Origin of the sequence: Enhygromyxa salina, assembly GCF_002994635.1 — a bacterium.
GTDB classification, from domain to species: domain Bacteria; phylum Myxococcota_A; class Polyangia; order Nannocystales; family Nannocystaceae; genus Plesiocystis; species Plesiocystis salina_B.
In genome coordinates, this window is record NZ_PVNL01000147.1 from 16,079 (window position 1) to 41,307 (window position 25,229).

A 25,229-nucleotide genomic window follows, 5' to 3' on the forward strand; every position below is an offset into this window, starting at 1 on the left:
CACGGCTGACGGCGACGAGCCTCCTTACGGGGGGCCACACATGCGCCCGCGCACAGCCAACCCCGACGAGCGAAGCGACAACCGTCGGCGAGCTGCCAAGCCGTTCGTGGAGGTCACAACGTGCTTGACCGGGCCCGACCGACTGGCCCAGAGTACAGGCGTGCGCCGCTTCGAATTCAAAGACAGTCGCTCATACAAGTTCTGGGAGATCGAGGTCGATGGCGTGAGCTTCACGGCCCGCTACGGCAAGGTCGGCACCGACGGTCAGACCCAGACCAAGAGCTTCGCCAGCGCAGACAAGGCCGCGGCCGCGGCCGAGAAGAAGATCCAAGAGAAGGTCCGCAAGGGCTACGCCGAGGTCGGATCGGCGCCCGCGAGCCCGGCCAAGCAAGACGCCGCCGAGCCCGAGCACGACTTCGCCGTGCTCGCCGACAAGCTGCAGGCAGCCGGCGATCCCTGGGGTCAGCGGATCGCCCTGTCGATCGCCCACGCGGCCACCGGGTCCAAGTCGCCCGAGCGGCGCAAGCTCGCCAAGGCGCTCAAGGAGCTCGAGCGCGAGCACGCCACCCACTTCTTTGGTGCGGCCCTGCAGGACCTCATGACCGAGGACGGGTTCGAGAAGGTCGCCCGCCTGACCTGGGAGTTCGGCTACATCAAGCGGGCCAACGTCGGCTCGCCCGAGTACGACTTCGACGGACCCGACGCGGGAGAGGTGCTCGCGGCGATCATGGCCTCGCCGGCCAGTGAGTACATCGAGCAGCTCACCGTCGGGCTCACCGACTGGGAAGGCGGGGGCCTGGTGGATGCCCATCGAGCGATCGCCAAGGGCATCGTCCACCCGCGCCTCGAGACCGTGTTCATCGGGGACTTTCACGCCGAGCAGCAAGAGATCTCGTGGGTCAGCCACGGGGACATCAGCGGGCTGTATGCCAAGGCCCCGAACCTCCGAACCCTGCGGCTGCGCGGGGTTGGGTTCGACCTCGGCGCGCTCGAGCACCCCACGCTCGCGCGGCTCGAGATCGAGTCCGGCGGCCTCCCCGAGGCCGCGGTCGTGAGCCTGGCCAAGGCCAAGCTGCCCGAGCTCGCCCACATGGAGATCTGGTTTGGCCGAACCGACTACGGTGGCACCACCAACATCGAGGCCCTGCGCCCGCTGTTCTCCACCACCACGCTGCCCAAGCTCAGGCACCTCGGACTGCAGAACTCGGAGATGCAAGACGAGATCGCCGTCGCGCTCGCAACGTCCAAGCTGCTCGCGCAGGTGCAGAGCGTCGATCTATCAATGGGCACGATGCGCGGCGCCGGGGTTCAGGCGATCATTGACAATGCGCCGCGCTTCAAGCACCTCAAGTCGCTGAACCTCGCCAACAACTACATCTCGTCGGTTCAGGCCACGCAGCTGCGCGCGGCGCTTGGCGATATTGTGAAGATCGGGCGGCAGGAGACGCCGGATGTCTACGACGGCGAGCAGTACTACTACACCACCGTCGGCGAGTAGCAGGGTCGGCGGCCGCGTCGACCGCCGCGGAGTCGTAGGCGGGTAGCGACTCGGCGGAGCGCACGTTCGGTGCTACTGTGCCTGCGCCATGAAGATCCAGATCCTCTACTGCGTACGCTGAAACTACCTCCCGCAAGCCACCGGTCTGGTGGCCGAGCTCGAGGCGAAGTTTGGTAGTGAGATCGAGGCGGAGCTCATCAAAGGCGATCGCGGCGCCTTCGAGATCACCCTCGATGGCGAGCTGATCTACAGCAAGCTCAAAACCCATGCATTCCCGCGCTACGCAGAGATTCCCGCCCTCGTGCTGGACCGGATGTAGCTACTCGATCTAGCGCGGCAGCGCTTCGCGCATGGCCTGCGCGGTCTCGAAGCGATCTTCCTTCGCCTTGTTCAGCGCCCGCAGCACGAACCCATCCCACGCCGCGTCCAACCCGGGCCGCAGCGCGCTCGGTGGGATCGGCTGCTCGGTCGCCTGCGCGAGGCTGACCCCGATCGGCGTGTCCCCGGTAAACGGCGGGCGCCCCGTGATCGCGTGATAGGTCAGGGCCCCGAGCGCGTACAGATCCGTGCGCCCGTCCAGGTTGCCGCCCTTGATCTGCTCGGGCGCCATGTACTCGGGCGTGCCCAGCAGCATCCCGGTCGCGGTCATGCCCTCGAGATCGGCGACCCGCGCGAGCCCAAAGTCGATGATCTTCACGCGCTGATCCGGAGTCACGATCACGTTGGCTGGCTTGAGATCCCGGTGGATCACGCCCTGCGCGTGAGCAGCCGCGAGGCCCTCGCAGATCTCCGAGATATAGCCGCGCACGCGCTCGAGCGGCAGCACCGAGTGGCGGCTGATCAGCTGCGCGAGCGACTGGCCCTCGACGAACTCCATCGACAGGAACAGGTGGCCCTGGTCATCGCCGACGTCATGGATCTTGACCACGTTCGGGTGCGTGATCCGTCGGGCCGCGCTGGCCTCCCGACGCAGGCGATCGCTGGCGCTTGGATCGAGCAGCGCCATGCCGTGCATGATCTTGAGCGCGACCTTCTCGGTCAGCCGCTCGTCGTTGGCCAGGTACACCGCGCCCATGCCCCCATGACCGAGGCTGCGCTCGATCACGAAGCGATCACCAATTCGCTGGCCGGGCTCGAGCGAGAACAGCGGCTTGGCCGGAGCGACCCGCGTTGCCGCAGCTGAGCTACCACCAGCCCCGGCCCCCGAGATGACCCCGTGGATCGCCTTGGTCGCGGCGTCACCGAGCTGCAGCTGATGAGACGCCAGCCGGTTGAGCTTGGCGTTGAGCTCGAAGTCGACGCTGCACACGATCGTCTCGAGGTGCTGTACCCGGCCCTCGAGCTCCTTGACGTAGGCGTCTCGGTCGCTGGCGGCCGCGAGCATCTTGGGGTCGCCAGCGGCGTTGCCCGTGCCGATCTTCGCCATGCGCTCCTTGTGCGTCATGGCCATCATGCGCCACAGCGTGATCGAACCAAAGATGATCGCGAGGATAAAGACGGGGGTCATGGCGAGTCCAGCACGAGATCCGGATCAGGCGGTGCCGGCCGGCGGCAGCTCGGTCGCCAACACCCGCTCGGTCTGGGCCTTGCGAAACGCCAGATAGCGGTCGCGCAGCTCGGGGTCGGACAAGCTCATGATCGCAACGGCCAACAGCGCCGCGTTCTTGGCTCCCGCCTTGCCGATCGCCAGGGTCCCAACCGGGATCCCCGCGGGCATCTGCGCCGTCGACAACAGCGCGTCGAGCCCGTCGGTCGACCAGCCCTTCATGGGGATTCCCAGCACGGGCAGGTGGGTGTGCGCCGAGATCACGCCGGCGAGATGGGCGGCCCCACCCGCCGCGCAGATGATCACCTGCAGGCCCCGCTCGGCCGCCGTCTGCGCGTACTCACCCGCGGCGTCCGGACTGCGGTGTGCCGAGAGCACCCGTGCCTCGTTGCCAACGCCGAGTTCGTCGAGGGTCAGCGCCGTGTGTTGGACCGTCGGCCAGTCCGACTCGCTGCCCATCAGAATACCTACGCGAATTGCTGCTTTGTCGTTCATGCTCGTCACCGGGCTGGCCGGAGATTATGCGGCGGCCGACGCGACGGCAAGGCCGTGGTATGCCGGCGCCATGCAGCTGCACTCGGTCGAAGGCAACACCCAAAAGCTCGATGGCGGCTCGATGTTTGGCAATTGCCCGCGGGTCCTGTGGGAGCGCTGGGCGCCCGCCGACGAGAAGCACCGGATCGATCTCGCGTGCCGCTCGCTGCTGGTGCGCGACGGAGATCGCACGATCCTGCTCGAGACCGGGATCGGGGCGTTCTTCGAGCCCAAGCTGCGCGAGCGCTACGGGGTCCAGGAGTCGGAGCACGTGCTGCTGGCCTCGCTCGCCGAGCTCGGCGTCACGCCCGAGCAGGTCGACGTGGTCGTGCTCTCGCATCTGCACTTCGATCACGCGGGCGGGCTGCTGCGCGCGTGGGCACAGACTGAGGGCAAGCTCGAGCTGGCGTTTCCGAACGCCGCCTACGTGGTCGGTAGCGAGGCATGGGACCGGGCCCAACACCCGCACCCGCGCGACCGTGCCAGCTTCATCCCCGGGCTGTGCGAGCTGTTGCAGGGCACCGGTCGACTCGAGCTCGTTGGCACCGAGCGCAGCGCCACGCTCGGGCCGGCGTTCTCGTTCTCGTTCTCGCAAGGCCACACGCCCGGCCTGATGCTGACTCGCGTCGAAGGCCCGCGCGGGCCGGTGACCTTCATGGGGGACCTCATCCCCGGGGTGCCGTGGGTCCACCTGCCGATCACCATGGGCTACGACCGCTACCCCGAGCTGCTCATCGAAGAGAAGCAGGCCATGCTCGAGCGCGTGGTCGCCGAGGGCGGGTGGGCGTTCTTCACCCACGATCCGGCGGTCGCGGCCGCGACGATCAGCCGCGACGACAAGGGCAAGTTCAGCGCTGCCGAGACGCTCGCGCGCGTGGCCTGGGACGCGACGTCAGACTGATCGGCGCGCTACAGCGTGATCCCGAGCTCGCTGGCTTTGTCGCGGATCTTCGCCAACAGCGGCGCTCCCGTCTCACCCGCCGCGAGCGCGCGCGCGTAGGCGCTGGCGAATAGCCGCTCCCCGCCGGCCTCGCGCCCCGGGACCTGCAGCAGGATCTCTGCGAGCCCGAGCTCCGGATCGGCGACCATCGCTGGCGGGGCCTCGATCGTCGCGTAGGTCGGCAGCGCGTGCTCGAAGCTGGCCTGAGCCAGCTCGGGGTCCCCGGCGCTCGAGTGACGCACGACCGCCCGCAGCCAGCTCGGAACCGACGAGCCCTTGGGCGGCGGCTCGAGCTCGCCTGCGATCACCGGCCGTAGAGCCCCTCGAACAGCGCCACACAAAGCGCGAACTGATCCGCCCGCGCGCGCGCGGGAGGATCTCTGGATCAGCGAGGGCCGAGCGGCCCTCGCTGATCACGCGACTACTTGCCCTTGCTCGAGTTCTTGGCCTGCTCCATCGCGATCTCGCGGATCGCCTCGAACGAGGTCGAGTTCGACGCGCCCTCTATCGCCTTGACCGCCAGGTCTTGGGCCTGGCCGAGCGCGGTGTCGAGCTGGTTCGACAGCGCCTCGATCTGCCCGGCCTGCTTGCCCAGCGTCTCCTCGAGGCTGGCGATGCGCAGCTCGTAGACCCGCCGCTTGCCGTCGGTGTCTTTCTTGGTCAGCTCCGCCGCGGACTTGGTGTCGCGCCGGGCGATGCCCAGACCGACCGACTCGCCGCGCTTGCGCGCCTCGGCCAGCGCGGCGTCGAGACCGGCGGCCTCCTCCTCGAGCGTGTGCAGCTCGGCCTCGCGCTCGGCGACCGCCTTCTCACGGGCGGCCCACCCGGCTTGCGCAGCCTCGCGCTGGTTGCTGAGCTCGGCCGTGAACGCCTTGGCCGCCTGCGCGCGCTCGTCCTGCTCTTGCCTGCGGCGCTGGTCGAGGTCGTACTCGTAGCCCTCGGCCTCGCGGGCGCGGACCTGGTCCTGCTCGGCGGCCTGCTCGGCGACCTGTTGCTCGTGCGCGGCCTTTTGCTTGGCCCACTGCTCGCGCTTCTCGTTCAGCGCTTTCTTGGCGGCCTCGGTGTTGCTGGACAGCTCGTCCTTGGCGGCGGCGGCCCGCTGGTCATAGCTCTCGATCAACTTGGCGAGCGCGCCCTCGGCCGCGTCGACCTCGTAGAGTCGCTGCAGCTGACTGCTGAGCGCGTTGACCTGGGCCTGAAGCCCCAGCAGGGTCGTGGCCTCCGCCGTCAGGCGCCGCTGCAAGCTGTTGGTGTGCTCACCGATCCGCGAGCCAATCCCCGACAGCTGCGCGCCGAGACTGCCGCCGATCGGCAGCGGCGCGTCGCTGGCCTTGACCAGCGCGGTGCTCGTGGGTGCGGGCGTCGCCGCCGCCGGCTTCCCACCCTTCTCGAGCGCCTTGTAGGCCTTGGCCAGCTCCTTGTAAGCGGCGAGGATCGTGGCCTTGGTGTCGCGGCTGTTGAGGTCCTTGATCGGGCTAGTCACGGGTCACCTCACGCGAGTTCTTGAGCGCTTCGCTTGCGAGCTTCTGGGCCTGACTGAGCGCGGCGCTCAGGCGTGTCGACAGCTCCTGCAGCTGCCCGCTCTGATCACCGATGCGAGTCTCGAGCGTCTTGATCTTCAGCTCGAACACCTCGATGTCGGCCGCTGCGTCGCGGGCCGCGAGCTCGGCTTCGTGCTTGGCGTCGCGGTTGACCGCGGCGATCGCCTGGTCCCGGGCCTGGGTCTCGGCCTTGGCCAGCGCCTCGTCTCGGCCGGCGACCTTGGTCCGCAGCGCCGCGATGTCGTCGGCGCGCAGGTCGAGCGTGGCCTCGCGGGCGCCCCAGTCCTTCTCCTTGGTCGCGGTCTGCTCGGCGAGCTCGCGCTCGAGGTCGCGCCTGGCCTGCGCGTTGTCGTTGGCGGTGAGCTTGTCCTGCCGCGCCAGCTCGTAGCCGTGGGCCTCGTCGGCGCGCTTGCGGTCAGCGTCGCGGCGCGCGGTGAGCTCGGCGAGCTCGCTCTCACGCGTCGCCGCCTCGCTGGCCCAGCGCTCGCGGGTCTGGGCGATCTCGGCGTCGAGCTCGGTCAGCTGCTCGGCGCTTCGGGCCTGCAGCTCGGCGAGCTTCTGCGCGTGCTCTCGCTCGAGCAGCGCCAGGGCCTCGGCGGCGATCGTCAAGTTCTCGAGCTCGGCGACGCGCCGACGCTCGATCTCGATCGCCCGCTGCACCTGCCCGACCTTGCCGGACTCGCTCTCCATCCGATCCGAGAGGTCCTCGAGCGCCTTCGAGAACTCGAGCTGAAGCTCGGCGAGGCCCTTGACGATATTGTCGACGGTGTAGCCGGAGGCTTGCTCGACGACTTCGCGATCACGACCGCGCTCGGCCGCCTCCGCCCGGGTCTCGATGTTGCCCGCCAGCTGGCGGTGGGCGCGAAGCAGAGAAGAGAACGCTTTTTCGATGTCTTCTCGCGACTTGGGTTCTGTACTACTCATTCGATCTGAACTCCGTGGGTTGTTACGACGCGGCATTCTAGAGCGACACCTCGCGAGATCCCATGGGAACTCGCGCCCTGATCGGTTAAAATGCGGCTTTGAGCAGGGGCGAACCCGCCCCCGAGCGTCCATGCACGTCAACGGAGCCGACCCCACGTCGGGTGCGAGTGGCCCCAATCACTCGCGAACCTGACTGTATGCCTGAGCCATATTATATTGCACGCATAATACAGTTTCACTTCGTCTCGGGCCGCGGCTAGCTTGTCCTCATGCCTGCCCACGAGCGTTCCTTGGTCTGTGTCGCCCTGTTTGGCCTCGTTTTCGCCGCCTGTGTGGACCGAGCGGGCATCGACGAGCTCGACGAGCTCGACTCCGGCACCGAGGAGACCACGGCCACGGCCACCGACACGGGCGACGCCGACACGGGGGACACGGACACCGACACGGGGGACACTGGCGACACCGACGGACCGGATACTGGTGACACCGACACCGGTGAGCCGCTCCCGGAGAGCTTCTGTGAGCAGTCGTGCGCGGTGCTCTCAGCCGACAGCTGCCTGACCGAGGACGCGTGCCTGACCTACTGCGAGGACGAGTCGCTCGGTTGGGACCCGGCCGTCGGCCAGGCCTTTGCTGCCTGCGCCGCCACCAACCCCCTGTGCTTCCAGTCCGTCGAGGGCTGCATGCTCGCCGAGCTGCACCCTCCCGGCTCCCCGATCTCGATTCGGATCGACGGCGCCGGCTTCGACGCGCACGAGGGCATGCCGATCCGGGTGTGGGGCGACCCCGACGTCGACCCGCAGTTCGCAGGCGAGGCGACGGTCGTCGACGGCGCGTTCAGCTTTGCGTGGGCCGAGCCGGTCCAGATCTTCGATGTCTTCGGTCCGCTGTTGCTCGCCTACATCGACGTCGATGACGACGGCAGCTGTGATGGCGACATCGACGTCGCCGCCTCGCTGAACACCGCGTGGAACGGGGACCTGCTCGACCCCGTGTTCGAGGTCTCCATGGTCGCCCCGCTCGACCCGGCCGCGTTCGTGTGTGACTTCGTGCCCTGACCGGGGGCGCCGGGATGGTGATAGAATTGCGCCTTCATGCGTGACCCTGACGTACTACGTACCCACTGGTTGCGCGCAGCCATCACGGCCGCCTGCCTGGTCCCCGCAGTGGGCTTCACGACTGGCTGCGCGGACGAACCCGGGGTCGCCGACACCGACGGGACGGGCAGCGAGAGCGAGACCGGCACCGACGATACCTCGACCAGCTCGACCGACGGGGGCACCGAGCCTTCGCCGGCCGCGATGCAGTTCTCCGAGGTCATGTATCACCCGGTCCTCGAGCAGGCCTTCGTCGATCGTCACGAGTTTGTCGAGATCCACAATCCCGGCGCGGAGTCGGTGGAGCTCGGTGGCTGGCGGCTCGACGGTGGGGTCGACTTCAGCTTTGCCCCCGGGACCAGCATCGACGCGGGCGGCTACCTGGTGATCGCCAGGGATCCTGCCGCGTTGCTGGCGATCGGCTCCTACGCGCTCGATCCGTCACAGGTGGTCGGCCCGTACCAAGGTGAGCTCGAGAACGGCGACGAGTTCCTGATCCTGCGCCGGGACGACGACACGATCGCGGACACCATGGGATACGACGACGGGTTCCCCTGGCCGATCGCCGCCGACGCGCTCGGTGCAGGCGAGAGCTGGCTGGCCCCCGAGCTGTTGCCGCTCGAGGATCACCGCTACCGCGGGGTCTCGCTCGAGCGCGTGAGCCTGTCCGTGTCGGGCGACGAGGTCGGCAACTGGACCGCGTCCGAGCTCGATGATCCGTCGCCGGGTCGCGCGTTCGCGGGTCTGCGCGCCGAGCCCCTGCCGATCCTGATCCGCAAGGACACATCTACCGCGTCTCCAGATCCCCTGATCCGCGAGGGCGAAGCCGTCACCCTGGACCTGGAATTCAGTGAGTTCGGCGCGCTCAGCGATGTTCGCGTCGACTACTTCGTGGACGACGTCGAGGTCGCGGGCGAGCCCGTCGCGTCGCTGGCCGTATCCGACGCCGAGTTTGTCGGGCGCACCGTCGCGGTCGAGCTCCCTGGCCAGGCCGCGAACAGCATCGTGCGCTACCGCGTGTTCGCAGATCGCGGCGCCGGGGTCGAGCTGGTGTCCCCGCGGCCCAGCGACCCGAACGACTATCACGCCTACTTCGTGAGCCCCGTGGTCGACTCGGACGCGCGCGTGTATCAGCTGTTCTTGGCCAGCGATCAGTGGGCGCAGATGTGGACCAACATCGAGGCCGGCCGCGAGCAAGGGTGCGAGGCGTCGCCAACCTGGAACGATCGGGTGCCCGGCGTGTTCGTGTATGAGGGCCAGGTCCACGATGTCCAGGTTCGCTATCAGGGTAGTCGGTGGAATCGCTTCAACGGCCCCGACGTGGACAATTGGCCCCACGCAGGCCCGAGCGCGCCGTCGCCTCTGCGGGGGTTGAGCTACCGGATCGCGTTTCCGCGCTATGACCGGTTCGAGGGTCGCAAGGTCCTGGCGCTGAACAAGCTGACGCAGGGCTGCCCAGGGCTGAGCTCGGCCGTGGGCTTCGAGCTGTTCCGCCGAATGTCGCTCCCGGCCTCCGTGACCAGCTTCGCGCGGCTGCACATCAACGGCGGGTACTTTCGATACATGCTGGAGATCGAGCGGCCAGGCGAAGAGATGATGGAGGCGTACCACGAGGCCATGGCCGCCGATCCGCTGAACGTCGAGCCGGTCGGCCACCTGTTCAAGTCGGTCGGGCTCAACGCCGACGCCGGGCCGTTTGGCTGGGGTGACGGACGCCCGCTCGCGGAGTCGTGCGGACATGACATCAACACGCGCTACGCCGCCACCTACGACCGCAAGACGCACACCTGGGACAACCACGCCCAGCTGATTGCCATGCTCGAGGAGCTCGACAGCTACCGCGATCCGTTTGACGGGTCGATCGACGTGCTCGCCACGCAGCTGTACCTCGAGGAGCACTTTGACGTCGAGGCCATGCTCGACCACATCGTCATCATGAACTGGAGCATCCCGTTTGATGACTACTTCCAGAACTACTTTCTGTATCAGCGACGAAGCGACGCCCGCTGGTCGATGGTCGCCTGGGACCTCGATCAAAACTTCGGACCGTGGGCGGCAGGGACGGGCTCGGGTCCGCAAGCGTCGATCTTCGGCGGCCGCAACGGCCAAGACGTGGCCGGTGGTATCGACGCCAACCGCAGCGGCTGGTGGAATCGCGTGAAGGACTCATTCTTGCGGGCGTACGAGGACGAGTACATCGACCGCATGAAGATGCACGCGGGGCTCACGCTGCACCCCGATGAGGTCGCGGCGATCGTCGATGAGATCGTGGCGGCCTATGACATCGAAGAAGCGAATGCGGCAGCGAGCTCGCCGAGCTGCGACATCGACGGCGCAGCGGCCCAATTCAAGGCGTTCGCTGCGGCTCGGCATGCGTATGTGATCGGGACGCCAGCGGCGGATCTTGTCGACTGGTGAGCTCAGCGCCCGAAAACGGGACGTCGCCGGTCAGCCATGGCGCTGGGTGTTGATGCGCGCGGACGCCAGGCGTGACCGCTTGGACGTCGTGCTCCGCGTGGACGACGGTCTCGTCATCCGTGCGCAGGCCCCGGAGCATGGCGAGAGAGATCTCCGTTGGTGGGTCGAGCGACACCGCGGGTTGATCGAGCCGCGCGGAGTCCCGGATCAGCGCCCAGTTGCGCCCAGTCCGTTCGAGCGTTCGCTCGAGCCTTCGTTCGACGTTGGTCTCGGTCTTCCCAATCCGGCGAATGTCGAACACATCGCCAAAGTAGGCGCTGCGGTGACGTCGCTGGCGCAACGCCTCGAGCAGCGGCGCACCGTTCCACAGCTGCGTGAGGTCGTCCTTGACGATGTTCCCGACATAGACGTCGTCGCTCAAGACCTCCTTGAGGTGAATCGACGTGTAGCAGCGCCCGGTCGGATCGATCCGCAACGTTCGGTCTGGAGACCGCACCAACCACGGCAACGACTCCCACAGCCGCGCCCGCGCGACGACGGACCGCGGGCCAACGATCGGCCTCCACGCCGGGTCGGCCGGGCGGACGAGGCCGTCTGCGATCGCCTGGGCGAACTGCTCGTAGGCGCGCGCCATGTCGTCGTCGTCAGGTACCAGAGAGGTCGCGCTCCGGGCTCGGCCGGCCGCGTACAGCGGTGAGATGCACCACGAGACCGGCCACCTGCTCAGGAGCTTGGCGGTGTCATAGATGTGCGCGACGTTGTGCTTGCCGACGATCGTGCCGACGGTCACCGGGATCCCATACGCGGTCAGGGCCTCGAGCGCGGCGGTGACCTGCCTGAAGTTGCCCTTGCCCCTCAGCTGGTCAGCGATCGCGGGGTTCGGCCCGTCCAAGGTGGTGTGCAGCGCGGTGAGATTGTGGAGCTCCGACAGCCCGCGCGCAATCTCGCTCGAGAAGGTCGTCAGGTCCGAGGCGATCGCCAGGCCAAACGGGTAGGCGTCGGCGTCACGCAGAATATCGAGGCAGTCGGCGCGGGTCAGCGGGTCACCACCGGTAACGCGAAGCTGACACACGCCTGCGTCGGCGAGCTTGGCGAACACCGATTGATATGACCTTTGGGACAGCTCACCGTGGACCGCGACGTCTGGCCTGGCGTCGTAGGCACAATAACTACACCGCCGCATACACTTGAGCGTGAGCTCGAGTTCGACCCCCAGCGGGGTGTGCAGACGATCGGGCTCGAAGTCATGGATATCGCGAAAGAACGCCCGACCGGGATTGGCGCCAACCGACCGCGGCACGGCAATCTGCTGATCGTGGAGTCGCTCGATGAATCGTGGATCCGGTCGAAAGATCGGTGATGGCTGCCCGCCCGGGCTCACCAGGGCTTCTATTGAGAGCGCGGCGGCGTGATTGTAGAACCGGGCTTGCTTGGAGCGATGGCTGAACAGGATGCCGCCAAACCACTCCCTGCGGTAGCTATACTCACTCGACAATGTCAGCTGGATATCGTTGGCAATCATCGGCTATCGCGACAAGCTACCATCTTCGGGGCGCGGGTTGAGCAGATACCGGGACCGGGACGGCTGCAAAGCGTACATCATGGACCAAGCGGTACGTGCATAGTTTGCCGTGGCAGGCCGCGGCCGAGTTCGGTGCCGCTCGGGCCGTCTTCGCCGACGCGGCGGCGGGCCCCGACGGTCGTCCTGACCGCGCATCCGTCACCAGCGCCGCCCCGTCGCGTCTCCCTACGTTAGTCGAACCAGCTCCGCGCCCGCCGGCCGTCACAGCCCGTGGTCGTAGGGCGCCTCGCCCTCGCGGTTCTTGCGGTCCAGCCGGTACAGCCACGGGTACAGGCGGTACGCCATGTAGATGATCCCCGCCCACATGAGGGCGAACACGATGATCATTCCAGTCGCTCCGGGCACGGTGCCCATGTATAGCACGCGGCCCCCGGAGCCAAAACCGAACGACGACAGGCGCGGGTGGGGTTTTTGGTCGGTTGTGGCGCCCGCACCTACAGGAGCCCCTGGCCCGCGCCTATACTCCCGCCCCATGCGTCCAGACGCCCTCGCCCAGGAAGTCGCCAAGCTGCTCGCGCCGCTGATCCCGGAGGCCGCCGGCCTCGACGTCGACGCGGTCGCGGCTCTGCTCACGCCGCCGCCCAAGCCCGAGCTCGGCCACTTCGCGTTCCCCTGCTTTCGGCTGGCCAAGGCGCTGCGCAGCGCGCCGCCGAAGATCGCGGCCGAGCTCGCGGCCGCCATCGCGGCGCTCGGCGACAACCCGCTCATCGCAACCGCGACCCCGGCCGGGCCCTACCTCAACCTGGATCTGCACGCGCACGAGGCCGCGCGTCACCTGTTGGCGCCCTGGGCGAATGGCCAGCGACCCGCGTTCCCGAGCTCGGGCCCGAGCTCGAACCAGAAGGTCATGATCGAGTACTCGCAGCCCAACACCCACAAGGGGTTTCACGTCGGGCACATGCGCAACCTGTGCCTGGGCGACTGCCTGGTGCGGCTGCTGCGAGCGACCGGCAGCGAGGTCGTCGCCGCCAACTACCTCGGTGACGTCGGGACCCACGTGGCCAAGTGCCTGTGGGGGCTCGAGGCGCTGGTCAGCGGAGACCCGCCCACACAGGCGCGCGGCGAGTGGCTGGGCCAGGTGTACTCGCAGGCCGCGATCCAGCTCGAAGACTGGGACGAGGCTGGCAAGGCCGGCGACGAGGCCGCGGCGGCCCAGTACACGGCCGCGCGCGAGCGCATGAGCGAGATCCTGCGCGGCATCGAAGCCCGCGACCCGGCCTACCACGACCTGTGGATGCGCACCCGGCAGTGGTCGCTCGACGAGTTCGAGCAGATCTACGCCTGGTGCGGCGTCGAGTTCGACCGGGTGTTCTACGAGAGCGAGGTCGACGAGCCCGGCCTGAAGCTGGTCGACGAGTTCCTCGCCAAGGGCGTGTTTGTGGAGAGCCGCGGCGCGGTCGGGATCGAGAACCCCGAGATCGAACACATGCCGTTCTTCATGCTGCGCAAGAGCGACGGCACGGGGCTGTACGCGACCAAGGATCTCGCGCTCGCGCGCATGAAGTTCGAGGAGTTTGGGATCGACCGCTCGATCTACGTGGTCGACGCCCGCCAGAGCGACCACTTCAAGCAGGTGTTCTTGACCCTGAAGAAGATGGGCTTCGATCAGGCGGAGCTGTGCGAGCACGTCGGCTACGAGATGGTCGAGCTGCCGGACGGCGCGATGTCCAGCCGCAAGGGCAACGTGATCCTGTTTCGGGCCCTGCGCGAGCAGCTGGGCGCGTCACTCGAGGCCAACTATTTTCACAAGTTCACCGACGAGTGGACACGCGAGCAGATCGACACCGCCCTGCACCAGGTCTCACTCGGCGCGATCAAGTACGGCATGCTCGCGCGCGACAACAACCAGAAGATCGTGTTCGACCTGGCCAAGTGGAGCGATGTGCAGGGTGGGGACGGCGGCGCGACCTTGCAGTATGTCTGCGCGCGCACGGCCTCGCTGCTGGTCAAGGCCCAAAACCGCGGCATGACCCTCGACGGCGCCGTGCGCAGCGGCGAGCGAGCGACCCAGGCCGGGACCTTGACCGAGGTCGCCGAGCGCGGGCTCATGCAGGCGTTGATCGCCCTGCCCGGCTCGATCGCCCAGGCTGCCCAGAGCCTCCGGCCGTCGATCCTGTGCAGCCAGCTGTACGCCGTCGCCAAGGCCTACAACCGGTTTCAGCAGGAGTGCAACGTGATCCACCAGGACGACCCCGAGGTCGTGCAGGCCCGCTTGTTGTTGGTGCAGGCGACCCGCGAGGCGCTGAGCTGGGGCTTGTCGCTGGTCGGCATCCCGGCGCCTGACCGAATGTGAGCTCGCGGCGGAGCTCGCATCCCCGGACTCACAGCAGCTTTAGCTGGCGAGTCTGCAGGCGCTCGCGGATCTCGTCCTCGACGATGTCGAGCCACCGCTCGCGCTCCGACGGCTGCAGCCGCAGGGCGCCCACGTAGCGCTCGTCGAGCTCTCGCAGCAGCCGCTCGTCGACCGCCCGCTGAAACGCGAGGTCGGTCGAGCGCATCCCGTCGGCGTGGGGAGCCTCGACGATCGGCACGTAGATCAGCCGGTCGTAGGTCCCCAGCCACCACGCCACCATCGCGTCGAGCCCAGCTTGGCGGCCGCCGGACAGCAGCAGGTACACGTAGTTGTCGAGCACGCTGCGATCACAGATCACCACCGGGTGGCGTGCCGCCGCGACCAGCTCGTCGGAGATCTGGGTGTGCAAGATCCACGACTGCGCGGCCACGGAGGTGCGCTCGTTGATCGGCAGCGGACAGCGTCGCGCGACCTCATGTACGATATCGAGCACCACGTCACGGGCCTTGAGCCGTGACGCCAGCCCGTAGCACAGCGTCGTCTTGCCGACGCCGTGGGTTCCAATGAAGCCGATCTTGAGCTCGTTCATCGTGCCTGGGTCTGCGACCGCCCAGATAGTAGCCGCTCCGCTCGATCTGGCGGCGAATTGACCTGGTACTGGCTCTCGTGGTCACCTGGACCGGTTATGTATCCCTGCTCGAGCTGCAATCGACACGTCCTCGAGGATGCCGCGGCCTGCCCGTTTTGTGGCACCACACTGCACGCGATCGGCTCGCCGTTGCGCTCGGGCATCGCCGGCTTCGCGCTGATCGCCGCCACGCTGCTCGGCACCAGCGCCTGCGCCCGCAACCCGAGCATGAGCGACGAGGGCAGCACGACGACGACCAACGGCGGCAGCTCGGACACCGTGTCGGACACGAGCCCCGAGTCCGACTCCGAGACCTCGACGATGGGCGACGGCGACGGCGACACGAACGACCAGAGCAGCGACGTGAGCCTGAGCTTCTACGCCTGCGCACCGGACGACGACTGGTGGATCAGCGACTGCGACCCGTTCGCGCAGGACTGCCCCGAGGGTGAGAAGTGCGTCCCCTATGCCAGCACCGGAGGCGAGTTCGACAGCAACAAGTGTGTGCCCATCACCGGTAGCCAGGCCCCGGGTGAGTCGTGCGTCTACGGCGGCAAGGTCGAGTCCACCGACGACTGCGACTCCACCAGCTTCTGCTTCCACGTTCAACAGATGGAGGGCATGGAGGTCGGCACGTGCACGAGTTTTTGCGAGGCCACCCCTGACGATCCGCTGTGTGGGTCCGGGAGCTCGTGCCTGATCGCCTACGATGGCACGTTCAGCCTGTGTCTCGCGAGCTGCCACCCGATCATGCAAGACTGCGTGGACGGGCAGGCCTGTCAGTGGTTTCTGGACCCGTTCGAGTTCTTGTGCGAGCTCGACGGAACCGGGGCGCCTGGTGATGGGTGCGACACCGTCAACTCGTGCGCGAGCGGCAACGTGTGTGCCGCCGCCGAGTTCGTGCCTGGTTGCCAGAGCGACAGCTGCTGCACGGAGTTTTGCGACCTCGAGGATCAGGGGTTCGTGTGTAGCAATCCGCAGACCGAGTGCGTGGTCTTCTTCGACGAGCCCGAGATGACGCCACCGGGTTACGAGACGGTCGGCGTGTGCGTACCCCCGCCTTAGTGAGGCTCGTGACCCCCAACTAGCTCTATTCCGGCTCGTGTGTGTGCAGAGCGCCGAGTCTGGGAGGGCCCACCGTCGATGTCCGGACTTGTGCACGCGCCGGCGACCGTCGACAATCGGACCGATGTTCGACCGAGTCGCCGCGCTGACGCTGCCGATGATGCTGTTGCTGGCCGCTGCTTGCGGTCCGCCAGGCGACGGCGCGGTCCCGTGTGGGCAGCTCGAGCCGCGCAACGATGATGAGGTCGCCCTGTGCAATGGGCTCGATCAGGCCGTGATCGCGCGCGTGGCCGTGCCCGAGGGCGAGCCGCCGTCAGGTGGTTGGCCGGGGGTGGTCGTCATGCATGGCTCTGGCGGGCTGTTTCTTGGCGGCGAGACCTGCACTGAGACGCTTCAGGATCAGTTTCGGATCTGGGCCGAGCTGCTCAACGCGCGTGGCTACGCTGTGGTCATGCCGGCGAGCTTCTACTCGCGCGGGTTCTGTGACTGGGAAGAAAAGCGGACGGTGCCGCGCAAGCTCGACGAGCATGAGCGGTTGGTCGTGCGCACCTTCGACGGCGCCGCGGCGGCGCAGTGGTTGTGCGATGATCCGCGCGTCGACTGCTCGCGCCTGGCCGTGCTTGGGTTCTCGAATGGGGCGTCGACTACGCTGATGATGCTTCACCAGGATCTTGGCGATATGGACGATCCGCGGCTGCGGACGCTGGCTGGGGAGATCCCGACCTTTGTGGGTGGGGTCGCGTATTATCCTGGGTGTGGGCTGCAGGGGGAGCTGGCCAATCGGCTGGCGGAGTCCGAGGTTGGTGAGTATTACTATCCTTATGTGCCGGTTTGGGTGCCGCATGCGGAGAAGGACAAGTTGGTTTACACTTGTGAGGAGCTTCGGGATCCGCAGGTTGACGTGATCGCTGATCAGAATGGGGTGACTGAGGATATGTTTGAGATTGAGGTGTATTCTGACGCTGAGCATGGGTTTGATGTCTGGTTTACTGGGGATCCGCAGGCAAATTTGGAGGCGCGGATGGATGCGCAGGCTCGGACGCTGGCTCGGCTCGAGGGTTGGTTTTGAGCTAGCGATCCCGCACGCGCGTGGGGAGCATGACTTCTTGGATCACGGCCTCGAGCGCCGCGATCGTACTTGAGCGCGAAGACCAGGTGATCGAAGTCGCTGTCGCCCGGGTGGTAGCTGATGGGAAAGGTCTCGACGAGCTGATGGGCTTCGAAGTGCTGCTCCCTTGGGCGGGTGTCATCGCGGATCGCCGAGCGTCGCCACAGCACGTCCGGATCGAACCCGTGCTTGGCCAAGAGTCGCGCGTAGCCCGCGTCGCTTCGTCGATTTTTCGTCAAAACCCTACGAAAAATATCTGATTTTCTAATTTCGTCGAAAAATTGTTGGTTTCGGCTGATCTCTCAGAAAACCGTACGGCGCAACCAGCGGCAGAGGGCGCCCTCACCAGGCGCCCTCTCGAGCCACACACTCGGACGGTCTCAGCCCTTCGCCAGGTTGCGCAGCACCGTGTGGAGGATCCCGCCATTGCGGTAGTAATCAATATCCACAGGCGTATCGAGGCGCACAGTCGTCCTAAACACGATTTTACTGCCATCCGCCTTGGTCGCGGTCACATCCAGACTCTGCAGCGGGGAGACATCATCCCCGATCGGGATGTCAAACGTCTCACTGCCATCGAGCCCGAGCTCATCCGCGCCTTCACCGTCCACGAAGCACAGCGGCAGCACGCCCATCCCCACCAGGTTGCTCCGGTGAATCCGCTCGAAGCTCTTGGTAATCACCGCCTTGACGCCAAGCAGCAACGTCCCCTTGGCCGCCCAGTCACGGCTCGAGCCAGTGCCGTACTGCGTGCCACCAAGCACGACCAGCGGCGTCCCAGCCTCGACGTACTTCATCGCCGCGTCGTACACGAACTCGACCTTACCGCTGGGCCAATAGGTCGTATAGCCACCCTCGGTGCCAGGCGCGATCTGATTGCGAATGCGAACATTCGCAAACGTCCCCCGCATCATGACCTCATGATTACCACGCCGGCTGCCGAAGCTATTGAAGCCAGCCTTGGGCACGCCCTTCGAGATCAGATACCGACCCGCAGGCCCATCGGCGGGGAACGAACCAGCCGGGCTGATGTGATCCGTGGTCACCGAGTCACCAAGCTTGAGCAACACCCGAGCCCCCGTGATCCCCGTGATCGGCGGCGACGTCGGCGTCATGCCCTGAAAGAATGGTGGCTGCTGAATATAGGTGGAGTCGTCACGCCACGGATACAGCGCGCTATCAGCCACTTCGATCGCATCCCAGCGCGGCTCTTCGGTGACGTCGGCGTACTTGGCCTGGAACATGGCGGGATCGATCGACGCAGTCATGACCGCCTGAAGCTCCTCGTCGGTGGGCCACACCTCGGCGAGCATCACGTCTTGACCCGCGCTGTCCTTGCCGATCGGATCCTCATCGAAGTTGATGTCCAGGGTGCCCGCGATCGCGTAGGCGACCACCAGCGGCGGACTGGCCAGGTAGCTGGCCTTGACGTTGTTGTGCACGCGACCTTCGAAGTTGCGGTTGCCCGAGAGCACCGAACCCACGACCAGCTTGCCCTCGTTGATCGCCGCGTCGATCTCCGTGGGCAGCGGGCCCGAGTTGCCGATGCAGGTGGTGCAGCCGTAGCCGACCGTGTTGAAGCCCAGCTTGGCGAGGTCGTCGCTCAGGCCCGCCTTGTCGTAATACTCGGTGACCACCCGAGAGCCGGGCGCGAGCGACGGCTTGACCCACGGCTTGGTCGCGAGGCCACGGGCCACGGCGTTGCGCGCGAGCAGACCGGCGGCCAGCATGACCGCCGGGTTTGACGTGTTGGTGCACGAGGTGATCGCCGCGATCACGACGTCGCCGTGGCTGAGCGAGAAGTCCTTGCCGATCACGGGGATCTCGAGGTTGGTCTTGTCGGCGGGCACGCCGTGACCGTGGATCCCCAGCTTGGCGGTGAGGCTCTCGCGGAAGTGGGTCTTCATCGCCGACAGATCAACGCGATCCTGCGGCCGCTTGGGCCCCGCCAGCGCCGGCTCGACATTGGCGAGATCCAGCTCGAGCGTGTCGGTGTAGTCGGGGTCGGGCGTCTGCGCCGTGCGGAACAGCCCCTGCGCGCGGTAGTAGGTCTCGACGTTGGCGACGTGCTCGACCGAGCGACCCGAGAGCCGCAGGTAGGCCAGGGTCTGAGCGTCGACGGGGAAGAACCCACAGGTCGCGCCATACTCCGGCGCCATGTTGGCGATCGTGGCCCGGTCGGAGAGCGTCAGCCCGTCGAGACCGTCACCGTAGAACTCGACGAATTTCTCGACCACGCCCTTCTCGCGCAACATCTCCACGATCCGAAGGGTCATGTCCGTGGCCGTGACCCCGGGGCGCAGGTTGCCGGTCAGCTTGCAGCCGATCACGTCGGGCGCGAGCATGTAGACCGGCTGTCCGAGCATCACCGCCTCGGCCTCGATCCCGCCCACACCCCAGCCGAGCACGCCGAGACCGTTGATCATCGTGGTGTGGCTGTCGGTCCCGACCAGGCTGTCGGGGTAGTAGACATCGCCCCGATTGAAGGCGACCTGTGCGATCCACTCGAGGTTGACCTGGTGGACGATGCCACGCCCAGGCGGGACCGCGCGGAAGTTGTCGAGGTTGCGCTGGCCCCACTTGAGGAACTCGTAGCGCTCGGCGTTGCGCTTGTACTCGATGTCGAGGTTGCGCAGCAGCGCGTCGGTGCTGCGCCCGTCGACGTCGACCTGGACCGAGTGATCGATGACCAGATCGACGTTGACCGCGGGGTTGACCTTGCTCGCGTCACCGCCGAGCTCGACCATCGCGTTGCGACACGCCGCGATGTCGACGACCGCGGGCACGCCCGTGAAGTCTTGGAGGATCACCCGGGCCGGAATGAACGGGATCTCGACGCGCTCGGCGGTGGGCTGCCAGCCGGCGATCGTCTTGACGTCGGCGTCGGTCACCAGGAACCCGTCGTGGTTGCGCAGCGCTGCCTCGAGCAGCACGCGGATGGAAAATGGCAGCTTGGCGAGCTTGGTCAGCCCCTGCTCCTCGAGAGCCTGGAGACGAAACACGACACCCTGGCCACCGCCAGAGAGCTCGAAGGACGAACGAGAGTCGAAGGGGTTTGCGCTGGTCACGAACAGTTCCGGATGGTGCTGGGCCCGTCCTGCCACCAGACGGGCTGGTTTTGTGCGCTCCGCATCGCGACTCGCTTTGAGTCGCATCGCCTGTGGGTTGGCCCGGTGGCGTTCGGTGGCGGACGCGCGTTGCTTGGCCCGCCGACTATAGACAAGCGCGCGCGCGCACCAAAGGGGCGGCCTGAGAGTCGCTCCGCGGGGCGCTTTCGGGTAGTTTCCGACGGGTGTCCGATCCCAAGCGCGTCCAGGGCGGCGAGTCGACCTCTGATCTCGTCAACTCCGCCCATGTTGGCGACAACTCCGAACTGTTCGCGAGGCTGATGGAGCTGCACGTCTCGCCTGGCAGCAAAGTCGCCGACGTGACCTTCGGCAAGGGTGTGTTTTGGAAGCGGATACCCGCGGGCACCTACCAGCTGCTGGCCTCGGACCTCGAGCTCGCCGTGCTCGAGCGGGATATCTTCGTGCGCTACCGCGACGCGATCGACTGCCGCGAGCTGCCCTACGAGGACGACAGCCTGGACTGCGTCGTCCTGGATCCGCCCTACATGGAGGGCTTCTTCCGGCGCGCGCAGACCCACCGGGCAGGGACCGGGACTCACTCGGCGTTCCGCGACGCGTACGCGGACGGCAACACCTACGACGCTGGCGAGGGCGGGCCGAAGTGGCATGACGCCGTCACCGATCTGTACTTGCGCGCCGGGCTCGAGGCTCGCCGGGTGCTGCGGGTTGGGGGGTGCTTGATCGTCAAGTGCCAGGACGAGGTCAGCGCGAACAAGCAGCGGCTGACACACGTGGAGATCGTCACCGCGTACGAGGACATGGGGTTCTACTGCAAGGACCTGTTCGTGCTGGTGCGGAACAACGCGCCGGGGGTGAGCCGGCTGCTGCGGCAGGTGCACGCGCGGAAGAATCACTCGTACTTCTTGGTGTTCGAGCTGCCGCGCGGGAAGGCGAAGCGAGTGCGGAGCGTGCGGTGGTCGCCGGAGCGGGAGGTCGAGCCGTCGCTGGTGTTGCCGCTGCGGGGGGCTGTTACGGGGGTTGCCGCGGAGGCGGTCGTCGCGGTGAAGGCGGTGGAGGCGGTGGAGAAGCCGGCCGGTAAGAAGACGGCCGCCAAGAAGACGACGGTCGCCGCCAAGACGAAGGCGACGGCCGCCAAGACGAAGACCGCCGCCAAGACGAAGACCGCCGCCGCCAAGAAGAAGACGGCGGCCGCCGCGAAGACGACGGCCGCCGCCAAGACGAAGACCGCCGCCAAGAGGACGACGGCCGCCAAAAAGACGAAGACCGCCGCCAAGAAGACGGCCGCCAAGAAGTCGACGGCTGCCAAGAAGTCGACGGCTGCCAAGAAGAAGCCCGCCGCCAAGAAGAAGCCCGCCGCCAAGAAGAAGCCCGCCGCCAAGAAGAAGCCCGCCGCCAAGAAGAAGCCCGCCGCCAAGAAGAAGCCCGCCGCCAAGAAGAAGCCCGTTGCCAAGAAGAAGCGGCGGAGCTGATCAAATAGGCAGGTACAGGACCTTCGGGCAGGGCACGCTCTCCAAGACGCGAACCTGATCAGAAAAGCAGGTACAGGACCTTCGGGCAGGTCACTGGAAAAGCAGGTACAGGACCTTCGGGCAGGTCACTGGCCAAACAAGCAGGTACAAGACCTTCGGGCAGGGGCACCCTGTTCAAACAAGCAGGTACAGGACCTTCGGGCAGGGGGCACTACTCGAGTTGGGTGATCCAGGCCAAAACCTCGCCCAACCGCCTCTCATCCCGCCCCCGGCGAAAATCCTCGCGAGCAAGCAACGCCAAGTCCCGCGCCCGCGACCGGTCCTCCGCCCCACCCCGCCCAACCAGCGCCCGAGACAAGGTCAGCTGCGTCAGCCCCAGGTCCCCCGGCGGCAACCACGTCCCATGGCGCACGTGGAGCGCCCGCTCGCACAGCTCGATCGCCTCATCGAACGCCCCTTCGCCCAGCGCCACCCTGGCCAGCCCCGTCAAATTATAGCCAAGGTCAGCCGCGTCATCCCCGAGCGCCGCGGCGATCAGATCGAACGCGCGCTGGAAGTTCCGCTTGGCGTCCGCGAGCTGTCCCTCTTCCAGGTCCAGATCCCCGGTGTTCCCATACACCAGCGCGAGGTCCGGGTGATCATCCCCAAGCTTCGCAACCCACGTCACCAGGGTCTGCTCATACAGCTTGCGAGCCGGCCCATACTCGCCCTGGTGGTACAGCACGTAGCCAAGGTTGAGCTTGGTGGTCGCGGTCGCGACGTGCTGATCACCATGGTGCTCGACGCGGATCGACAGTGACCGGCGAAACAGCTGGGCGGCGTCCTCGAACTGCCCGGCCGAGATCAGCACCAAGCCCAGGTTCTCCAGCGACGTCGTGACCCGAACGTCGCGCTCGCCGAACCGGGCGATGTTGCTGGCGAGCAGCTTGCGCTGAATCGCCTCGGCTTCGTCGAGTTCGCCCAGCCGCTCGAGCACGGCGGCGTAGTTGCTGAGCTTGGGCGTGTAGGCCGGGCTGTCTTCGCCGTAGCACTCGCCAATGATCCGCAGCGCCTGCTCGTAGTGGCTCCGCGCCTCGCGGTAGTCGCCGCGAAAGTAGAAGTCGTTGCCCAAGCTGCCGTGCACCGCGGCGACGTCGGGGTGGTCAGGCCCGTAGGCGGCCTCGCGTCGGGTCAGCAGCCGGGTGTGATAGCTGACCGCGCGCTCGTAGTCGCCGCGCTCGCGGGCGACCGCCCCCAGCCGCTGCAGCACCCGCTCGATCTCCCGTGAGTCATGACCATGGACCGCCTCGTACAGCTCGAGCGCGCGGTTGAGGGCCTCCTCCGCCGCCTCGAGCTCGGTCTGGCGCATCCGAGCCGTCCCGACCTCGTAGTACCAATCGCCGCGGAGATCGCGAGGCTCGCCCACGCGCTCGAGCACCGAGCCCGAGACCTGCTCCCACACCGCGGCCTCACCCGGTCGCTGGAGATCAAACCCAAGCACCCCAACCAGGTGCGTCGCGGCCTCGGCCCGGAGCCAGTCTTCGCCCTGCTGCTCGGCGATCGCGTAGGCCTGGCGCAGGTCTTCGGCGGCGGCGTCGTGCTCGTTGGCCTGCTGCTCGAGCTCGCCCACCACCAACAGCGCGCGGATCAGCATGCGCTGGCTGTCGAGTTCGCGGGCCGCTGCCACGACCTCGCGGGCGCGCGCCAGACCCTTGGGCCGATCGCCGAGGCGACCCAGCGTCCGCGCCTCGCTCAAGCGCGTCTGCAAGCTGGCGACTCGCTCGCGCTGCTCTGGGTTGACGTGGGGATCGGCGCGCAAGCGCGAGGGATCGCGACAGGTCGAGATCGGCGGCAGGCTCTCGGCTGCGGCCACGGCGTGCTCGGCCCGCTGACGGAATTCTTCGGTGCTCGTGCCGATCAACGCCGCGCTAAACGCCTCGAGCTCGCGGCGGCGCAGCTCGAGACACTCGCGCTGAAGCTCGAGCACGCTGCTCGGTCCCAAGCTGCGCTCGGTCTCGCAAGTCTCCCCCCAGGCCGAGACCCACTGGGCGGTGTAGGCGTCGAGGCGGCGCTCGACCTCGCGGGCCGAGTGCTCGGCAAACGGCGCGTCGATCTGCGCGAACCGTTCCGCGACTAGACCGTGCTGCTGTGGACCCCAGATCCCCGACACGAGATCCACGGGCTCGCACACGACCGGCGCCGCTTCGGGCTCACCGAACGAGTCCGCCACCCACATGCCCGCCGCGAACACCCCAGCGGCGCCGAGCAAGTTGATGCCGACGATCCGCGCGATCTTTCGACGCCGCCGCCTCGGATCGTGGTTCAGCGCGACCAGCAGATCATCGATCTTGCTGAAGCGCAGGTCGGGATCGCCGCTGAGCCCCCGCAGCAACGCCCGGTGGACGTGGGCCGGAACCCGGTGGTGGGCATTGGGGCCGTCGCTGGGTGGCTCGCTGATCTGCCCGGAGGTCACAGCCAGCGACAGCGAAGGCAGATCTCGACCGGGGAACGGGCGCGCCCCGTACAGCGCCTCCCACAGCGCGACACAAAACGCGAACTGATCGCTGCGCACCGTCGCGACCTCGCCGACGTGCTGCTCCGGGGACATGTACGCGGGCGTGCCCATGACCCGCCCCGTGCCGGTCAGCGAGATGTCGAGCGAGCGCGTGGCCACGCTGCCGATGCCCTCGTAGCTCTCGCCGTCCATCGAGTGCGTGCCCGAGATGTCGAGGCTGTCATCGCCGACCTCCTCGTCGGACGAGCGCCGCGCCAGCCCAAAGTCGACGACCCGAACCAAACCGTCGTCGCCGATCAACACGTTCTCGGGCTTGAAGTCGCGGTGGACGAGGCCCGCGCGATGGGCAGCCGCGAGCCCGCGGCCGGCTGCGGTGAACACCTCGATCACGGCGCTGACGCGCTGCGGCTCGAGCGGATCGACGCGCACCCACTGGCGCAGCGTCTTGCCGGCCACGAACTCCATGGCCACGAACACACGCCCGGCGTGGGTGCCCACGTCATGGACCGCCACGACGTTGGGGTGGGTCAGGCGGGCGAGCGCCTGAGCCTCGCGACGCAGCCGGTTGCGGGTCGCCTTGGCCTCGCGCGTGCTCGAGCCGGGGTGCAGCAGCTTGAGCGCGAGCTTGCGATCTAGCTCGGGATCGTAGGCGCTGTAGACCACGCCCATCGCCCCGGCGCCGAGCTGATCCAGCAGCACGTAGCGGCCCACGCTCGCGCCGCGGACCAGCGGCTCGGGCTCGCGACTGGGTGCGCGAAGATCCGCGAAGGTCGCGTCGACGCTCGGCGGTTGCGGGCCCGGTGCCGTCGCTGAGCCCTGCCCTGACGGAGATTCATCCACCCGCGCCGAGCATGCCGCACGCGGATGAGACACACAACGCGAATCACCTGAGAACTCGCGGCCACGGCCGGGCACGACTCACGACTCGCTGGCATGTGTCCCGATTGCCAGCTGCCGCTCGGAGCTGGTTCGTGGGTTAAGCTCGTCGCTGTCCAGACCACAG

Annotated in this window: 19 protein-coding genes and 1 pseudogene; 10 read left to right on the plus strand and 10 right to left on the minus strand. The window is 67.3% G+C overall.

All coding sequences use genetic code 11. The features are described from left to right. Positions 1-40 precede the first annotated feature (40 nt). Both ENSA7_RS39900 and ENSA7_RS39905 read left to right on the plus strand, forming a co-directional pair. Entirely contained in the window at positions 41-1,498 is a 1,458-nt protein-coding gene (locus ENSA7_RS39900) for a WGR domain-containing protein (RefSeq protein ID WP_181234587.1), read from the plus strand. 133 nt (positions 1,499-1,631) lie between these two features. After that, positions 1,632-1,817, plus strand: a pseudogene (locus ENSA7_RS39905) (Rdx family protein); the annotation flags it as partial. A 9-nt stretch (positions 1,818-1,826) separates the two neighbouring features. Here the strand turns inward: ENSA7_RS39905 and ENSA7_RS39910 are convergent. After that, the gene (locus ENSA7_RS39910; protein WP_106094690.1) at positions 1,827-3,005 is read right to left on the minus strand and encodes a serine/threonine-protein kinase; all 1,179 of its coding nucleotides are present in this window, start codon (positions 3,003-3,005) and stop codon (positions 1,827-1,829) included. A gap of 24 nt (positions 3,006-3,029) precedes the next feature. Continuing rightward, on the minus strand, positions 3,030-3,539 hold the full coding sequence (purE, locus tag ENSA7_RS39915; RefSeq protein ID WP_106094889.1) for a 5-(carboxyamino)imidazole ribonucleotide mutase: 510 nt from the start codon (positions 3,537-3,539) through the stop codon (positions 3,030-3,032). 70 nt (positions 3,540-3,609) lie between these two features. Between purE and ENSA7_RS39920 the strand changes: the two genes are divergently transcribed. Beyond that, positions 3,610-4,479, plus strand: a complete 870-nt coding sequence (locus tag ENSA7_RS39920; protein ID WP_106094691.1) for an MBL fold metallo-hydrolase — start codon at positions 3,610-3,612, stop codon at positions 4,477-4,479. Positions 4,480-4,487: 8 nt separating this feature from the next. On the opposite strand, the gene ENSA7_RS39925 is transcribed toward ENSA7_RS39920, so the two are convergent. The 3 genes from ENSA7_RS39925 to ENSA7_RS39935 all read right to left on the minus strand — a co-directional run bounded on the left by ENSA7_RS39925 (position 4,488) and on the right by ENSA7_RS39935 (position 6,983). Then, entirely contained in the window at positions 4,488-4,826 is a 339-nt protein-coding gene (locus tag ENSA7_RS39925; RefSeq protein ID WP_106094692.1) for a hypothetical protein, read from the minus strand. A 113-nt stretch (positions 4,827-4,939) separates the two neighbouring features. After that, the gene (locus ENSA7_RS39930) at positions 4,940-6,001 is read right to left on the minus strand and encodes a coiled-coil domain-containing protein (protein ID WP_106094693.1); all 1,062 of its coding nucleotides are present in this window, start codon (positions 5,999-6,001) and stop codon (positions 4,940-4,942) included. Then, complete coding sequence (locus ENSA7_RS39935; protein ID WP_106094694.1) at positions 5,994-6,983, minus strand: coiled-coil domain-containing protein; 990 nt, start codon at positions 6,981-6,983, stop codon at positions 5,994-5,996. The genes ENSA7_RS39930 and ENSA7_RS39935 overlap by 8 nt, the downstream gene beginning before the upstream one ends. A 269-nt stretch (positions 6,984-7,252) precedes the next feature. Here ENSA7_RS39935 and ENSA7_RS39940 point away from each other — a divergent pair, with 269 nt between their 5' ends. After that, positions 7,253-8,041, plus strand: coding sequence for a hypothetical protein (locus ENSA7_RS39940; RefSeq protein ID WP_106094695.1), 789 nt, complete (start codon positions 7,253-7,255; stop codon positions 8,039-8,041). Positions 8,042-8,077: 36 nt separating this feature from the next. Beyond that, positions 8,078-10,498 carry a CotH kinase family protein gene (locus tag ENSA7_RS39945; protein ID WP_106094696.1) on the plus strand — a complete coding sequence of 807 codons (2,421 nt, stop codon included), beginning with the start codon at positions 8,078-8,080 and terminating at the stop codon, positions 10,496-10,498. Here the strand turns inward: ENSA7_RS39945 and ENSA7_RS39950 are convergent. Both ENSA7_RS39950 and ENSA7_RS44780 read right to left on the minus strand, forming a co-directional pair. Further along, entirely contained in the window at positions 10,428-12,020 is a 1,593-nt protein-coding gene (locus ENSA7_RS39950; protein WP_106094697.1) for a radical SAM protein, read from the minus strand. The genes ENSA7_RS39945 and ENSA7_RS39950 overlap by 71 nt on opposite strands. 261 nt (positions 12,021-12,281) lie before the next feature. Continuing rightward, complete coding sequence (locus ENSA7_RS44780; protein WP_181234589.1) at positions 12,282-12,425, minus strand: hypothetical protein; 144 nt, start codon at positions 12,423-12,425, stop codon at positions 12,282-12,284. A gap of 127 nt (positions 12,426-12,552) precedes the next feature. Here ENSA7_RS44780 and argS point away from each other — a divergent pair, with 127 nt between their 5' ends. Beyond that, a complete protein-coding gene (gene argS, locus ENSA7_RS39955) occupies positions 12,553-14,373 on the plus strand; it encodes an arginine--tRNA ligase (RefSeq protein ID WP_181234590.1) in 1,821 nt (606 codons plus the stop codon). Positions 14,374-14,401: 28 nt separating this feature from the next. Here the strand turns inward: argS and ENSA7_RS39960 are convergent, their stop codons facing one another. Continuing rightward, positions 14,402-14,962 (minus strand): ATP/GTP-binding protein, encoded by a 561-nt coding sequence (locus ENSA7_RS39960; protein WP_106094699.1) that lies wholly within the window; start codon positions 14,960-14,962, stop codon positions 14,402-14,404. 96 nt (positions 14,963-15,058) lie between these two features. Here ENSA7_RS39960 and ENSA7_RS39965 point away from each other — a divergent pair, with 96 nt between their 5' ends. From ENSA7_RS39965 to ENSA7_RS39975, 3 genes are all read left to right on the plus strand, one after another. Next, entirely contained in the window at positions 15,059-16,066 is a 1,008-nt protein-coding gene (locus ENSA7_RS39965) for a hypothetical protein (protein WP_106094700.1), read from the plus strand. A 124-nt stretch (positions 16,067-16,190) separates the two neighbouring features. After that, a complete protein-coding gene (locus ENSA7_RS39970; protein ID WP_106094701.1) occupies positions 16,191-17,135 on the plus strand; it encodes a dienelactone hydrolase family protein in 945 nt (314 codons plus the stop codon). Between the two features lie 29 nt (positions 17,136-17,164). Continuing rightward, positions 17,165-17,434 carry a hypothetical protein gene (locus ENSA7_RS39975; RefSeq protein ID WP_146158698.1) on the plus strand — a complete coding sequence of 90 codons (270 nt, stop codon included), beginning with the start codon at positions 17,165-17,167 and terminating at the stop codon, positions 17,432-17,434. Positions 17,435-17,554: 120 nt separating this feature from the next. Here the strand turns inward: ENSA7_RS39975 and acnA are convergent, their stop codons facing one another. Continuing rightward, positions 17,555-20,242, minus strand: a complete 2,688-nt coding sequence (gene acnA / locus ENSA7_RS39980) for an aconitate hydratase AcnA (RefSeq protein WP_244924065.1) — start codon at positions 20,240-20,242, stop codon at positions 17,555-17,557. 224 nt (positions 20,243-20,466) lie between these two features. Between acnA and ENSA7_RS44785 the strand changes: the two genes are divergently transcribed. Beyond that, on the plus strand, positions 20,467-21,732 hold the full coding sequence (locus tag ENSA7_RS44785; RefSeq protein ID WP_181234591.1) for a hypothetical protein: 1,266 nt from the start codon (positions 20,467-20,469) through the stop codon (positions 21,730-21,732). Positions 21,733-21,943: 211 nt separating this feature from the next. On the opposite strand, the gene ENSA7_RS39990 is transcribed toward ENSA7_RS44785, so the two are convergent. Further along, positions 21,944-25,066, minus strand: coding sequence for a serine/threonine-protein kinase (locus ENSA7_RS39990; RefSeq protein WP_106094704.1), 3,123 nt, complete (start codon positions 25,064-25,066; stop codon positions 21,944-21,946). Between the last annotated feature and the right edge of the window lie 163 nt (positions 25,067-25,229).

What these genes read in the sequence shown, in the direction of transcription:
- ENSA7_RS39970 (WP_106094701.1), top strand. Translation starts at nt 16,191, where the DNA reads ATGTTCGACCGAGTCGCCGCGCTGACGCTGCCGATGATGCTGTTGCTG.
- ENSA7_RS39900 (WP_181234587.1), top strand. Translation starts at nt 41, where the DNA reads ATGCGCCCGCGCACAGCCAACCCCGACGAGCGAAGCGACAACCGTCGG.
- ENSA7_RS39960 (WP_106094699.1), bottom strand. Translation starts at nt 14,962, where the DNA reads ATGAACGAGCTCAAGATCGGCTTCATTGGAACCCACGGCGTCGGCAAG.
- ENSA7_RS39940 (WP_106094695.1), top strand. Translation starts at nt 7,253, where the DNA reads ATGCCTGCCCACGAGCGTTCCTTGGTCTGTGTCGCCCTGTTTGGCCTC.
- ENSA7_RS39965 (WP_106094700.1), top strand. Translation starts at nt 15,059, where the DNA reads ATGTATCCCTGCTCGAGCTGCAATCGACACGTCCTCGAGGATGCCGCG.
- ENSA7_RS39945 (WP_106094696.1), top strand. Translation starts at nt 8,078, where the DNA reads ATGCGTGACCCTGACGTACTACGTACCCACTGGTTGCGCGCAGCCATC.
- purE (WP_106094889.1), bottom strand. Translation starts at nt 3,539, where the DNA reads ATGAACGACAAAGCAGCAATTCGCGTAGGTATTCTGATGGGCAGCGAG.
- ENSA7_RS39950 (WP_106094697.1), bottom strand. Translation starts at nt 12,020, where the DNA reads ATGATTGCCAACGATATCCAGCTGACATTGTCGAGTGAGTATAGCTAC.
- ENSA7_RS39935 (WP_106094694.1), bottom strand. Translation starts at nt 6,983, where the DNA reads ATGAGTAGTACAGAACCCAAGTCGCGAGAAGACATCGAAAAAGCGTTC.
- ENSA7_RS39975 (WP_146158698.1), top strand. Translation starts at nt 17,165, where the DNA reads ATGACTTCTTGGATCACGGCCTCGAGCGCCGCGATCGTACTTGAGCGC.
- argS (WP_181234590.1), top strand. Translation starts at nt 12,553, where the DNA reads ATGCGTCCAGACGCCCTCGCCCAGGAAGTCGCCAAGCTGCTCGCGCCG.
- ENSA7_RS39920 (WP_106094691.1), top strand. Translation starts at nt 3,610, where the DNA reads ATGCAGCTGCACTCGGTCGAAGGCAACACCCAAAAGCTCGATGGCGGC.
- ENSA7_RS39910 (WP_106094690.1), bottom strand. Translation starts at nt 3,005, where the DNA reads ATGACCCCCGTCTTTATCCTCGCGATCATCTTTGGTTCGATCACGCTG.